The sequence below is a fragment of the Haemophilus parainfluenzae genome, assembly GCF_014931375.1.
Classification (GTDB): Bacteria; Pseudomonadota; Gammaproteobacteria; order Enterobacterales; family Pasteurellaceae; genus Haemophilus_D.
Genome location: NZ_CP063117.1, coordinates 955434 through 969108, shown reverse-complemented (window position 1 = coordinate 969108; position 13675 = coordinate 955434). Strand labels below are relative to the sequence as shown.

General features: G+C 38.8%; 13 protein-coding genes. 1 reads left to right on the top strand and 12 read right to left on the bottom strand.

Annotation, left to right across the window (positions count from 1 at the left end):
• Positions 1-9: 9 nt before the first annotated feature.
• The 3 genes from INP95_RS04665 to INP95_RS04655 all read right to left on the bottom strand — a co-directional run bounded on the left by INP95_RS04665 (position 10) and on the right by INP95_RS04655 (position 2629).
• On the bottom strand, positions 10-558 hold the full coding sequence (locus tag INP95_RS04665) for a YecA/YgfB family protein (RefSeq protein WP_049368931.1): 549 nt from the start codon (positions 556-558) through the stop codon (positions 10-12).
• A gap of 111 nt (positions 559-669) precedes the next feature.
• On the bottom strand, positions 670-2316 hold the full coding sequence (gene groL, locus INP95_RS04660) for a chaperonin GroEL (protein WP_197561009.1): 1647 nt from the start codon (positions 2314-2316) through the stop codon (positions 670-672).
• Positions 2317-2338: 22 nt separating this feature from the next.
• The gene (locus INP95_RS04655; protein ID WP_005629492.1) at positions 2339-2629 is read right to left on the bottom strand and encodes a co-chaperone GroES; all 291 of its coding nucleotides are present in this window, start codon (positions 2627-2629) and stop codon (positions 2339-2341) included.
• Between the two features lie 221 nt (positions 2630-2850).
• Here INP95_RS04655 and aspA point away from each other — a divergent pair, with 221 nt between their 5' ends.
• Entirely contained in the window at positions 2851-4269 is a 1419-nt protein-coding gene (gene aspA / locus INP95_RS04650; protein ID WP_049368929.1) for an aspartate ammonia-lyase, read from the top strand.
• Between the two features lie 61 nt (positions 4270-4330).
• Here the strand turns inward: aspA and INP95_RS04645 are convergent, their stop codons facing one another.
• The 9 genes from INP95_RS04645 to rseP form a co-directional block, all read right to left on the bottom strand.
• Positions 4331-4930 carry a DJ-1/PfpI family protein gene (locus tag INP95_RS04645; protein WP_049368928.1) on the bottom strand — a complete coding sequence of 200 codons (600 nt, stop codon included), beginning with the start codon at positions 4928-4930 and terminating at the stop codon, positions 4331-4333.
• A 34-nt stretch (positions 4931-4964) separates the two neighbouring features.
• Positions 4965-5567 carry a ribonuclease HII gene (gene rnhB / locus INP95_RS04640; RefSeq protein ID WP_197561008.1) on the bottom strand — a complete coding sequence of 201 codons (603 nt, stop codon included), beginning with the start codon at positions 5565-5567 and terminating at the stop codon, positions 4965-4967.
• A complete protein-coding gene (lpxB, locus tag INP95_RS04635) occupies positions 5560-6729 on the bottom strand; it encodes a lipid-A-disaccharide synthase (protein WP_197561007.1) in 1170 nt (389 codons plus the stop codon). Before lpxB ends, rnhB begins: the two co-directional genes overlap by 8 nt.
• A gap of 95 nt (positions 6730-6824) precedes the next feature.
• Positions 6825-7613 carry an acyl-ACP--UDP-N-acetylglucosamine O-acyltransferase gene (gene lpxA / locus INP95_RS04630; RefSeq protein WP_049368925.1) on the bottom strand — a complete coding sequence of 263 codons (789 nt, stop codon included), beginning with the start codon at positions 7611-7613 and terminating at the stop codon, positions 6825-6827.
• 23 nt (positions 7614-7636) lie between these two features.
• Positions 7637-8086: a 3-hydroxyacyl-ACP dehydratase FabZ gene (gene fabZ, locus INP95_RS04625; RefSeq protein ID WP_014064844.1), complete on the bottom strand. Its 450-nt coding sequence runs from the start codon at positions 8084-8086 to the stop codon at positions 7637-7639.
• A gap of 95 nt (positions 8087-8181) precedes the next feature.
• On the bottom strand, positions 8182-9207 hold the full coding sequence (gene lpxD / locus INP95_RS04620; protein WP_070591616.1) for a UDP-3-O-(3-hydroxymyristoyl)glucosamine N-acyltransferase: 1026 nt from the start codon (positions 9205-9207) through the stop codon (positions 8182-8184).
• A gap of 12 nt (positions 9208-9219) precedes the next feature.
• Complete coding sequence (locus tag INP95_RS04615) at positions 9220-9828, bottom strand: OmpH/Skp family outer membrane protein (protein ID WP_049368923.1); 609 nt, start codon at positions 9826-9828, stop codon at positions 9220-9222.
• 103 nt (positions 9829-9931) lie between these two features.
• Positions 9932-12310, bottom strand: a complete 2379-nt coding sequence (gene bamA, locus INP95_RS04610) for an outer membrane protein assembly factor BamA (protein ID WP_070715169.1) — start codon at positions 12308-12310, stop codon at positions 9932-9934.
• A 26-nt stretch (positions 12311-12336) separates the two neighbouring features.
• A complete protein-coding gene (gene rseP / locus INP95_RS04605) occupies positions 12337-13668 on the bottom strand; it encodes a sigma E protease regulator RseP (RefSeq protein ID WP_197561006.1) in 1332 nt (443 codons plus the stop codon).
• Positions 13669-13675 lie beyond the last annotated feature (7 nt).

The window sequence follows — 13675 nt, the reverse complement described above, 5'->3', positions numbered from 1 at the left end:
TCGTTCCTTTTAATGTAATATCGGTTTTATTTCTTGTGCATCATCGTTGAAATGGGTGTAAAACAGCATGGCAATGGTGCGAACATATTCAATAATTTCTTCTAAGGCTTCGGCAAGCTCTTCTTCATCATCATCTTCTTCATAACCAAGCTGACAAATATCTTGTAAATCATCTACCGCTTCGCCAATTTCGCCTTTTTCTTTACCCAATTCAGTCTGAACAAGCCCTAAACCCAGTAAAAATTGGTTTGCCCAGTCTGATAGACTGTCTGCACGTGCAAACACGCTCTCATCTTCGGTTAAGCCTAATTCAAAATCAAATCCTTCTACATCCCCTAAGGTTTTACCAATCTGTTCATAGATTTCGGTAATCGGCTGAATTAATGCGGTTGGATAGGCGTGGTTATCGTTACTGAATTGATATAAAAGCGGTAACCAGCTTTGATCTTTCAGTCCACCACAAATTAAGCCGCTCAAAAAGCCATGTAATTCAGTTGCATTAATACCAATACCGGCAGATTTGAGTTGTTGATTAAGTTCAGTTTGGGAAATTGTCATTGTTATACCTATAAAATCATCGAAAACCACTAAAGTGTAGCACCACACAAATAAAAATGCGATCGCATTTCTATAAAGAAAAACGATCGCACTTTCTTTTGCAAAGGGGAATTACATCATTCCGCCCATGCCTCCCATACCGCCCATGCCGGCAGCACCTAAATCGGCTTTATCATCTTTTGGAAGGTCGGTCACCATACATTCTGTGGTAATCATTAAGCCTGCTACAGAAGCCGCGAATTGTAATGCAGAACGAGTGACTTTAGTTGGATCTAGAATACCCATTTCGATCATGTCGCCATACTGTTCAGTACCTGCGTTATAACCAAAGTTACCTTCGCCATTTTTAACCGCACTTGCCACAACAGATGCTTCTTCACCTGCGTTAGTGACGATTTGACGAAGTGGCGCTTCCATTGCACGTAATGCAAGTTTGATACCTACATCTTGTTCTTCGTTATCACCTTTTAAGGTTGCCGCTACTTTGGTTGCAGCACGAACTAATGCAACACCACCACCAGCAACGATACCTTCTTCAACTGCTGCACGAGTTGCGTGTAATGCATCATCCACACGATCTTTTTTCTCTTTCATTTCAACTTCAGTTGCTGCACCAACTTTGATTACAGCGACACCGCCGGCAAGTTTAGCCACGCGCTCTTGAAGTTTTTCTTTGTCATAATCAGAAGTTGATTCTTCGATTTGTTGACGAATTTGCGCTACGCGACCTTTTATTTGCGCTTCATCACCCACACCATCGATAATCGTGGTATTATCTTTGTTGATGACAACACGTTTTGCTTGACCTAAATCTTCTAATGTCGCTTTTTCAAGTTCCATACCGATTTCTTCAGAAATCACGGTACCAGCAGTTAAGATCGCAATATCTTGTAACATTGCTTTACGACGATCACCAAAACCAGGTGCTTTCACTGCTGCCACTTTCACGATACCGCGCATGGTATTCACAACTAAGGTTGCAAGCGCTTCACCTTCAATGTCTTCAGCAATAATTAATAATGGTTTGCCCGCTTTTGCGACACCTTCTAATACTGGAAGTAATTCACGGATATTTGATACTTTTTTATCCACTAAAAGAATGTATGGGTTATCTAATTCAACGGTTGCTGTTTCTGGTTTGTTGATGAAATAAGGTGATAAGTAACCACGATCGAATTGCATCCCTTCCACAACAGCTAATTCATCATCAAGACCTGTACCATCTTCTACGGTAATCACGCCTTCTTTACCTACTTTTTCCATTGCTTGAGCAATTAATTGACCCACAATGCTGTCAGAGTTAGCCGAAATTGTCCCTACTTGCTCAATTTCTTTAGAGGTTTCGCAAGGTTTAGATAAATTTTTAAGCTCAGAAACAACCGCACTTACCGCTTTATCGATACCACGTTTTAAATCCATTGGGTTCATGCCTGCAGCTACCGCTTTTAAGCCTTCATTTACGATAGCTTGAGCTAGAACTGTTGCGGTCGTTGTACCATCACCTGCTGCATCATTGGCTTTAGAGGCAACCTCTTTCACCATTTGTGCACCCATGTTTTCAAATTTATCTTCTAATTCAATTTCACGTGCGACAGACACACCATCTTTAGTGATAGTTGGTGCGCCAAATGATTTATCTAAAATGACATTACGACCTTTAGGGCCAAGGGTCACTTTTACTGCATCTGCTAATACATTCACGCCTTTAAGCATTTTTATGCGTGCATCGTTACCAAATTTTACGTCTTTTGCTGCCATTTTCTTTTTTCCTTAATTTAAATTATTCCACAATCGCCAAAATATCGTTTTCAGAAATGATTAACACTTCTTCACCATCGATTTTTTCACTTTTCACGCCATAACCATCATTGAAAATGACTGTATCGCCAACTTTTACATCTAAAGGTTGAACGGTACCATTTTCTAAAATACGACCTTTACCCACTGCCAATACTTTCGCACGGGTTGATTTAGTCGCCGCTGAACCGGTTAATACGATACCGCCAGCTGAACGAGTTTCTACTTCTTCACGTTTAATGATTACACGATCGTGTAAAGGACGAATATTCATGATTAATTTCCTTCTTATTAAAATAAAGTGTTTTAAATGTGGGGATAACTTTTTCGGTTTCAAGGGGATAAATAAAAAAATTTCACCCTAAAAAAATTTATGCCAGAAATAAAAATATCTCTTATACGTCTTATTTGAAATGTGATCCACGTCAAATTTATTTTCTATTTAAATTCCTATAATTAACTCAAATTAATTAACAACCAGGAAAGGTGATTAAAATGACTCAATACAGAAAAGAAGTGGATTTATTAGGTGAACGCGATGTGCCAGCTGATGCATACTGGGGTATCCATACCTTAAGAGCGGTTGAAAACTTCAATATTTCTAATGTAACCATTTCTGATGTACCAGAATTTGTTCGCGGCATGGTAATGGTAAAAAAAGCAACTGCCCTAGCGAATGGTGAATTAGGTGCTATTCCAAGTGATATTGCAAAAGCGATTGTAGCGGCTTGTGATGAAATTCTTACCACGGGGAAATGCTTAGATCAATTCCCATCTGATGTATATCAAGGTGGTGCGGGTACTTCTGTTAATATGAATACCAACGAAGTAGTTGCTAACCTCGCACTTGAAAAAATTGGTCATAAAAAAGGTGAATATGATGTTATTAACCCAATGGACCACGTGAACGCTAGCCAATCTACCAACGATGCGTATCCTACCGGTTTCCGTATTGCAGTATATAACAGCATTTTGAAACTTATCGACAAAATCCAATACTTACATGATGGTTTCGATAATAAAGCAAAAGAATTTGCTAAAATTTTAAAAATGGGTCGTACCCAATTACAAGATGCGGTACCTATGACCGTTGGTCAAGAGTTTAAAGCCTTTGCCGTATTACTTGAAGAAGAAGTACGTAACTTAAAACGTACCGCTGAGTTGCTCCTTGAAGTCAACCTTGGTGCAACCGCAATCGGTACTGGTTTAAATACACCACAAGGTTATACAGAATTAGTAGTAAAACACCTTGCCAAGGTAACTGGATTACCTTGCGTACCCGCTGAAAACTTAATCGAAGCAACATCTGACTGTGGTGCTTATGTCATGGTTCATGGTGCATTAAAACGTACCGCAGTAAAACTATCTAAAGTATGTAACGACTTACGTTTACTCTCTTCTGGTCCACGTGCAGGTATTAAAGAAATTAACTTACCTGAATTACAAGCAGGTTCTTCTATCATGCCTGCAAAAGTAAACCCAGTTATTCCAGAAGTGGTGAACCAAGTATGCTTTAAAGTAATTGGTAACGATACTACCGTTACTTTCGCATCTGAAGCAGGTCAATTACAATTAAACGTAATGGAACCAGTGATTGGTCAAGCAATGTTTGAATCTATCGACATCTTAACCAATGCTTGCGTGAACTTACGCGATAAATGTGTAGACGGTATTACTGTAAACAAAGAAATTTGTGAAAACTACGTATTCAACTCAATCGGTATCGTGACTTACTTGAATCCATTTATCGGTCACCATAATGGCGACTTAGTGGGTAAAATCTGTGCTCAAACCGGTAAAGGCGTACGTGAAGTTGTATTAGAAAAAGGTTTATTAACAGCAGAACAATTGGATGATATCCTTTCTGTAGAAAACTTAATGAACCCAACTTATAAAGCGAAATTAAATAAATAATCTCGCTGAGGTATAAAAAGAGCGGTCAATTTTGACCGCTCTTTTGTTTAATCTAAAACTATTATTCATATCCATAGAGTCGAGCAAAATTATCTACACAAGGATCTTTTTGCCAATGATATTCGGTGTGGTTAGCAATGTCTTGAGCCAAGTCATTGCCATAGTAATCAGCAATAAACCCAAGTGCCATATCCATACCAGCAGAAACACCTGATGAAGTGTAAAACTTCCCTTCTTTCACCCACCTTGCAATGGGTTGCCATTTTACAGCTGGACGACATTGTTTTACCCATTCAAAAGATTTTTTATTAGAAGTCGCTTTTAAACTATCTAATCGCCCCGTACAAGCCAATAATGCTGAACCTGTACAAACACTGAGACAAATCTCTGACTCATCAATCCATTTACCAAGCTGATTAATAAATTGTTCATCGTTTACTAACTGACGCGTTCCCTGCCCCCCAATAACCCATAACGCACTATGAGGTAATAAATGTTCTAGCTTTTCTGTTTCAATATAAAATCCTTGCTTACTACGAATTAATCCACCGACTTGGGATACATAGTGAAGCTTAACATTAGGGACTCTTGTTAAAAACTCAACAGGCCCCATTAGATCTAACGTTTCATAGTCATCAAAGACAAGGCAATAAATGTCCATTTTATATCCTTCAATCTTAAAACCTTCAAGCTCGCTAGTCTTCTATGCCTAGCGCTTTCTTCACAGGTGAAAAACTTCGACGATACTCTGGTAAAGGGCCCAGTTCCGCTAATTTTTCTAAGTGTAATTTGGTCGGATACCCTTTATGTTGAGCAAAAGCATATTCAGGATGCTTTTTATCTAATACTTCCATTTCCTGATCCCGTGCGACTTTTGCCAAAATAGAGGCTGCACTAATTTCAGCCACAAGTGAATCTCCTTTCACTACCACTTGAGCTGGCAAACCAAGGTTAGGCGGAATACGATTGCCATCTACCAACACAAAGTGCGGTTGAATTTTTAAGGCTTTTACGGCTCGCTCCATGGCTAACATAGAGGCATGAAGAATATTTAGTTCATCGATCTCAGCTGGCTCTGCTCGTCCCATTGCCCAAGCTAAGGCCTTCTCTTTAATTTCTGCTGCAAGTGCAAGACGTTTTTTCTCGCTGAGCTTTTTAGAATCTGCTAAACCAGCAATCGGGTTATTCGGATCTAAGATCACTGCAGCCGTGACAACTGCCCCCACTAAGGGACCTCGTCCTACTTCATCCACTCCTGCAAATAATTGATAACCTTCAGGATAAACAAAATCAGTCATGTTTTTGCTCCAATAAATCAATCACTGCTTGTGCGGCTTGACTGTCTGCATCACATTGAATTAATTTGTGTAATTCAGTAAAGCGTTGAATTAAAACACTGCGAGATTTGACCGCACTTTCATCATCGCCCAAATATTGAGAAAGTTGTTCTGCTAATTTTTGCGGTTCGCAATCTTCTTGAATCATTTCTGGCACAAGCATTTCATCCGCTAATAAATTAGGCAATGAAATATATTTTGTTTTAACTAATCGTTTTGCCAAGAAATAGGTGAAAGGTTTCATTCGATAGCCCACCACCATCGGCGATTTACACAACATCGCTTCAAGTGCAGCCGTACCTGAAGCGAGTAAAGTGGCTTCGGCAGCGATCATCACTTGGCGTGCTTTACCATCAATGAGATGCATATCAAGATCAGGTGCAATCTGAGCCTTTATTTCCTCAAATTGCTGGCGACGTTTTTCATTCACTAAAGGGACTAAAAACTGCAGGTCTGGATATTTTTCTTTTAATAACAAAGCGGTTTTTAGAAATGGCTCTGTCAGAAACCCAACTTCGCTCCCCCGACTCCCCACTAAAATGGCAAGATAACGTCCTTTTTCATCAATACCTAAGATCTGGCAAGCTTCCGTTCTATTTGGTTTTAATGGAATCGCATCTGCCATGGTATGACCAATAAAACGGCAAGGCACATTAAAACGATCATAAAAGGCTTTTTCAAAAGGAAGAAAGGCTAATACTTGATGGGTCGCTTTGGCAATTTTATAAATACGATTTTGACGCCAAGCCCATACAGATGGACTCACGTAATGAATGGTCTTAATCCCTTTTTCTTTTAATTTCAGTTCAACGGTGAGATTAAAATCCGGTGCATCAATACCGATAAATACATCAGGTTTAATATCAGAGAGTTGGTCGATGATACTGCGACGAATTTTTAGCAATCGCGGCAAATGTTTGAGAACTTCTACTAGCCCCATGACAGAGAGCTCTTCCATATCAAAAAAACTTTCAAAGCCTTGAGCAATCATTCGCTCACCACCAATTCCGACAAATTTAGCTTGCGGATAGTGACGTTTTAGCGCTTGAATGAGACCGGCACCAAGAATATCGCCAGAGACCTCGCCAGCAATAATCGCAATAGTCGGATTTTCTTTAATCATTAAATTTATCCTAAAAAACGACCGCACTTTGAACAAATCATAGTGCGGTCTCTTTATTATTCATCATTTTCTCTTAATGAGAAAAGAAACGTTAATTAACGAATAATGCCACGAGTAGAACGTTTGAAGAACTCCACAAAGAAACTAATTGCCGATTCAGTTTGTGCAATTTGTTCAATTTCTGGCAAGACTTCTTCAAGGGTTTTACCACTGCGGTAAATCATTTTATAAACGTTACGAATCGCGTGCATGGTTGGTTTATCAAAACCACGACGTTTTAATCCTTCCAGGTTAACGCCGAAAGGTTGAGCATGGTTACCCTGAGCCATCACATAAGGCGGCACATCTTGGCTAACCATTGAACCACCACCTAGCATAACGTGTGCTCCGACGATCACAAATTGGTGAATCGCAGACATACCACCAACAATCACAAAATCATCCAATTCAACATGACCTGCAAGTGTTGCGTTATTTGCTAAGATACAGTTATTCTTGATTTGGCAGTCATGAGCAACATGTACGTTTACCATGAGTAAATTGTTATTACCAATACGTGTTACACCACCACCTTGGATAGTGCCGCGATGAATCGTCACATGCTCGCGAATACGGTTTCCATTACCAATAATGGTTTTTGTTGCTTCGCCCTTATATTTTAAATCTTGGTTCACTTCACCAATGCTGGCAAATTGATAAATCTGGTTATCTTCACCAATCACGGTATCGCCTTTCACGACAATGTGAGAATTTAAAACTGTACGTGCTTTAATCTCAACGCTCCCTTCAATAATACAGAAAGGACCGATAACAACATCTTCGCCAATAACTGCGCCATCAGCAACAATCGCGGTTGGGTGAATTTTTGCACTTGGGTGGATCATACTTACCCCTTAATTTTCTTTAATTATCGACGAGCACACATTAATTTGGCTTCACAAGCAACTTCACCGTTTACGGTTGCAATACCTGTGAATGCTGTAATACCACGACGTTCTTTAATCACTTGAACGTTCAATTCCATTTGATCTCCAGGTAATACTGGGCGTTTGAAACGCGCTTCATCAATACCTGCGAAATAGAATAATTCGCCACCTTTTAATTCATGGGTTTTAAATGCAAGGATCCCCATTGATTGCGCCAAAGCTTCAAGAATTAACACACCTGGTAAAATTGGCTCTCCAGGGAAATGACCGGTAAAACAAGGTTCGTTTACACTGATATTTTTAATTGCTTTTAACCACTCACCTTCTTTGTAATCCAACACGCGATCCACTAATAAAAATGGATAACGATGTGGCAATAAGGTCATAATTTCTTTTGCTTCAATCACTTTACTTACTTGATTCTCTGACACGACTAATACCTTTAAAATAAATAATAATAAAACATTGAGATTATACGATATTTCTGTATAAAAATAAAACGCACCCTAAGGTACGTTTTAAAATCTTAGCCAAGTTTTTTCTCAAGGGCTTTCAATCGTTTATTCATACCATCAATTCCCAAGGTAAGTGCGGCTGTTTTTCGCCACTCTTTATTGGTTTGTAGTGGAATGCCCGATGAGTATACGCCAGGCTCAGTAATTGGGCGCATCACCATACCCATGCCTGTCACGGTTACTTTATCGCAGATCTCCATGTGACCATTAATCACACTTGCTCCGCCAATTAAGCAATAACGACCTACTTTTAAGCTACCCGCCATAATCACACCACCAGCCACTGCTGTGCCTGTGCCAATATGAACGTTATGCGCAATTTGACAAAGGTTATCAATAATGACGTTATCTTCAATGACTGTCGCATCTAAGGCTCCACGGTCAATACAGGTACAAGCACCGATTTCGACATTATTACCAATAATCACTTGTCCTACTTGTGGAATTTTCACCCAGCGACCACGATCATTCGCATAGCCAAAGCCATCACTACCAATCACAGCACCTGATTGAATTAAGCAATTTTGTCCAATTTCTACTTCATGATAAACGCTTACATTTGCCCAAAGCTGTGTACCTGCACCAATTTTGGTGAATTTACCTACAAAACAACCGGCGCCAATAATTACGTTATCGCCTAATACAACACCTTCTTCAATAACAGCATTTGCACCAATTGATACATTTTCACCCATTGAAGCTTTTTCAGAAATAACCGCACTTGGGTGGATATTTTGAGCTGCTTTCGGGGTAGTATCCATATATTGCGCTAATACTGCATAAGCAACATAAGGATCTTTAACGATAAGTAAATTACTTTCAGGTGAGCAAAATTCTACATCCGCTTCTGACACCACAAGAATACCTGCTTTAGATTCAGCTAATAAAGGGCGAAATTTTGCATTAGAAATGAACGTAAGCTGATTTGTATCTGCTTTTGAAAGAGCAGCAATACTATTAACGACAACATCGGCGTTACCGCGAAAGGTACCGCCGACTTTTGTTGCTAATTCCTGTAAAGAATAGGATTTTTGCATTATGAGAACCTATTATTTTTTCTCTTCAGTTTTTGCTGGAGCTGCTTTTTCAGTTGCAGGAATAGATTTTAATACATCTTCAGTAATGTCTTTACCATCTACCGCAAATACTACAGAGTTAGCATCTAAAACATAAGTATAACCTTTTGCTTTTGCTAAGTTATTAGTTGCAACTTGAATGCTTTCTAATAATTTACCACGCTCTTCAGTTTGACGTTTTTCGTTTAACTCTTGAAACTCTGCCACTTTTTTATCTTGCTCTTCCATTAATTTATTTAATGCAGCTTCTTCATCTGAACCAAATTTAGTAATTTCTTCTTGGCGCTTTTGAATTTCAGCTTGACGTAAACGAGGTGCATCTTTTTGTAAAGCAGCCACTTTTGCTTCTACTTTTTTACGAGATGCTACGATTTTGTCATCAATTTCTTTCTTACTTGCAGCAAGTTTATCCGCCATTGGTTTGAATTCTGCATCTAACTTATCTGCTACAGCTTGACGATCCGGGTGGTTTTGGAATAAGTAACCCGCATTGATGAATGCGATATTTTCATCTGCAGCAGCAAAACCTGATGCAAGTGCAAGACCTAAAGAAAGTGCGGTAACTTTTACTACGTTTTTCATATTTGAATTTCCTTAAATTAGTTGAGTAAATATTTCTGTGTCAGCTAACTCACTGACACAGAACGAAGATTTTGACTTAAATAGAACGTAAAAGTTCAATTTATTAGAAAGAACCACCAATACTAAATTGGAATTGTTCTACATCATCATTTTCATATTTTTTGATTGGTTTCGCGTAAGAGAATACCAATGGTCCGATTGGTGATTGCCATTGGAAAGCTACACCAGTCGATGCACGGATTCGACCTGCTTTGCTGTAATCAGGTAATGTTGCATAAACAGGAGATGATTTTAAGCCTTCTTTATCTGATTTCCATTTTGTATTCCAAACACTCGCAGCATCAACGAAAAGTGAGGTTCTTACGCTATTTTGGCTTTTATCTCCAACAAATGGGGTTGGAACAATAAGTTCCACGCTTGCTGTAGCCATCGCGTTACCACCAACGACATCAGTACTTTGATACCATTGGCCATATTTGTCTTGATAAATCGCATTAGGACCTACTGCACCATAAGCAAAACCACGTAATGAACCGATACCACCCGCCGTATAAAGTTGATAGAACGGTACACGTTTACCACCTAAGCCATTTGCATAAGAAGCAGTTGCTTTTCCAGATAATACCCAGCGATGATCACGATCTAATGGGTAGAAACCTTGAAGATCAGCACTTAATTTATAATATTTATTATCAGATCCTGGAATGGTGACACGGCCACCTAAACTTGCTTTCACACCTTTAGTTGGGAAATAGCCACGGTTTAGGCTGTTGTAATTCCAACCAAATGAGAAATCAAAATCATTAGTTTTGATTGAGTTTCCAGTCAAATTCATTGACTTCATGTATAAATCACGGTTGTATTCATACGCGAAGTTACTGATTTTATTATAAGTATAACCTAATCCCACGTAATATGAGTTATTCTCATTAACTGGGAATCCTAATGTGACATTACCACCGTAAGTTGTACGTTTATAGGTTGATAAAGTATCACTTTTCGAGTTATCGTAAGTTTCATAGAATACGTTTCCACCTAAACTTACTCCATCTTTAGTAAAGTATGGTTCTGTATAACCCAAGTTTACACTTGTACCGTAGTCATTACGTGTACCTGCTAAACTTACCGCTGCACCTGTTCCCAAGAAATTGTCTTGTTTCACACTTGCTTGATAGCTGATACCACTTTCTGTACCATAACCGATACCAAAGTTAATACTACCGGTATTACGTTCTCTTACTTTATATACGACATCGACTTCATCATTAGAACCTTGAATTGGTTCAACACGATTTTCTACACTCTCAAAGAAACCCGTTCTATCTAAACGTACTTTACCTAACTCAACTAATTGAGAGTTATACCAAGTACCTTCTTGCTGGCGCATTTCTTGACGCAATGTGCTATCTGCAGAAACCGTATTACCTTCAAAGCGAACTTGACGAACAGATAAACGACGTCCCGCATCAACCACAAAGGTTAATGCTAATGTTTTATTCGCATCATCGAAAGTTGGTACAGTATTCACTGTTGCACTACCGTAACCACGTTCACCTAATTTATCTTTAATTAAGCTTTCAACATTTTGCACATCCGCACGACTGAATGTATCATTTAAGTGAAGTTCACCTAATAATGGTTGTAATTCATCAGCCATACCACCTAAGTTACCGACGATACGAGCAGAACTTAAATTGTATTTTTCACCTTCACTTACATCAATAGTGACATCTGCTTTTGTATGTTCTTCATTCAACTGAACATCTGTTTTTGTCACTCTTGCTTTTGCATAACCATTATTTTGGTAATAGTCTTGGATAGCTTGAATATCTTTATCAAATTGAGAACCATCAAACTTATTACCCCAAAGTTTCCACCAAGAATCAGGTTGAAGTTCCATTTGTTCTTGTAACTTACTGCTAGAAATCGCTTCATTTCCATTAAAAGTAACAGAACGAAGTTTTGCCGTATCATCTTCATCAATTTGAAGTGTAATTTCTGCACGGTTATTCGGTAAAGTTGTCACTATCGGATCAACTTTCGCATTATAACGACCTATACTCTTATAATGTTCTCTTAAGGTTTTCGCAAACTCTTCTAATTTCGCACGATTTAAGACATCACCACTTTTGAAACCATTTGCATCAAGGTTTTGTTTTAATGCTTCTGTTGGAATAACTGAGTTACCTTTAATATTCACTTCAGAAATAATTGGTTTCGCAATAACGCTCACAACTAATGCGTCGCCATCTTGGAAAGCTTTAACATCATCAAACTGTCCACTTACGAATAATGAACGTACAATATTGGCTACATCTTTATCCGTTACACGCTGACCACTACGAACAGGAAGACTTGCTAGAATTTGCTGTTCTAAGTCTCCTTGAGCACCGTCAACACGAATGTCTTTTGCTACAAATGGTGCCGCAAATACACTCGTTGTAGTACCGAATAATAAACTTGCGATTAGAAGTTTTTTCATCGACTTTATCCTATAAAAAACAATAGTTATAAACGTAAGAAATCATTAAAAAGCACAAAAATTGTTTGAATTAACAAAATTGTGAGCCCTATACGATAACTTAAATTTTGTACCCGTTCTGAAACAGGTTTTCCTTTGATAGCTTCCGCCGCCAAAAATACGAGATGTCCACCATCTAAAACTGGCAACGGAAATAAATTCATTATGCCTAAATTAACACTAATCAACGCGAGAAAACTTAAGAAATAAATCACACCCGCGTTAGAAGATGCACCTGCACCTTGGGCAATTGAAATTGGCCCGGCTAAACTGGAAAATGAAAGCTCTCCACTAAACAATTTCCCGATTGCCTTCACAATAAACCAAGAAATTTGGCCTGTCTTTTCCACACCTTTTTGTAAGGCATCAAGAATACCATATTTTAATTCAGTTCGATACTGTTCGCCAACTTTTAAGAACGTCGGACTTAACCCAACAAACCATTTACCCTCTCGATTCTTCTCAGGTTGCAAGGTTTTGTCAAAAATTTCTTGATTACGTTCGATCTTGATTGTAAAAGGCTGACCTTGTTGTACCAGTGCGACAAAAGCTTTCCAATCAAGTGCCGTCGAATTTTCTGCTAAAATTTTATCGCCAACCAACAAGCCTGCTTTTTCAGCCGGTGAGTTCTCCACCACTTTTGATAAAGTCATCTCCACTTTACTTGAAACGGGATTGATCCCTAATGTTTCAAATGCTGTTTCTTTATCTGGCTCAAATGTCCAATTTTGCAGATTAATGGTTCGTTGATAAGGTTGGTCTTCACCAAAAGGCGTTAATGTGAGTTCAACAGAATCAGAACCTAACTTATCAGTGAGCAATAAATTAATGGTTTCCCAATCGGGTGTATTCTTTCCATCAATTGCTAAAATCTGGCTATTTGGTTCAATTTGAGCCATCGCAGCGGGAGAATTTGGCGTGACATTTTCAATGACTGGTTTAACACTCGGAATCCCAACAGAATAAATCACCCAATATGCCAAAATCGCAAAAATAAAATTAGCAAGCGGGCCTGCAGCAATGACAAAAGCACGTTGAGCGACAGATTTACTTTCAAATGCCTGCGATTTTAATTCTGCTGGAACTTCTTCATTTCGCCCGTCAAGCATTTTGACATAACCGCCAAGCGGAATAGCTGAAATAGCAAATTCGGTGCCCAATTTATCTGTGCGTCGCCAAATCACTTTACCAAAGCCAATCGAAAAACGATGAACTTTAATACCACACTTTCTTGCTGCCCAAAAGTGGCCGTATTCGTGCACGGCAACTAGCACAGCAATTGCAATAATAAATGAGCCAAGCGACCACAAAAATGACATGTTCTAT

Bases quoted from the DNA above. Each gene is read 5' to 3' on its own strand.
- groL (WP_197561009.1), bottom strand. From the start codon at position 2,316: ATGGCAGCAAAAGACGTAAAATTTGGTAACGATGCACGCATAAAAATG.
- rseP (WP_197561006.1), bottom strand. From the start codon at position 13,668: ATGTCATTTTTGTGGTCGCTTGGCTCATTTATTATTGCAATTGCTGTG.
- lpxB (WP_197561007.1), bottom strand. From the start codon at position 6,729: ATGATTAAAGAAAATCCGACTATTGCGATTATTGCTGGCGAGGTCTCT.
- bamA (WP_070715169.1), bottom strand. From the start codon at position 12,310: ATGAAAAAACTTCTAATCGCAAGTTTATTATTCGGTACTACAACGAGT.
- INP95_RS04665 (WP_049368931.1), bottom strand. From the start codon at position 558: ATGACAATTTCCCAAACTGAACTTAATCAACAACTCAAATCTGCCGGT.
- lpxA (WP_049368925.1), bottom strand. From the start codon at position 7,613: ATGATCCACCCAAGTGCAAAAATTCACCCAACCGCGATTGTTGCTGAT.
- INP95_RS04655 (WP_005629492.1), bottom strand. From the start codon at position 2,629: ATGAATATTCGTCCTTTACACGATCGTGTAATCATTAAACGTGAAGAA.
- rnhB (WP_197561008.1), bottom strand. From the start codon at position 5,567: ATGACTGATTTTGTTTATCCTGAAGGTTATCAATTATTTGCAGGAGTG.
- aspA (WP_049368929.1), top strand. From the start codon at position 2,851: ATGACTCAATACAGAAAAGAAGTGGATTTATTAGGTGAACGCGATGTG.
- INP95_RS04615 (WP_049368923.1), bottom strand. From the start codon at position 9,828: ATGAAAAACGTAGTAAAAGTTACCGCACTTTCTTTAGGTCTTGCACTT.
- lpxD (WP_070591616.1), bottom strand. From the start codon at position 9,207: ATGCAAAAATCCTATTCTTTACAGGAATTAGCAACAAAAGTCGGCGGT.
- INP95_RS04645 (WP_049368928.1), bottom strand. From the start codon at position 4,930: ATGGACATTTATTGCCTTGTCTTTGATGACTATGAAACGTTAGATCTA.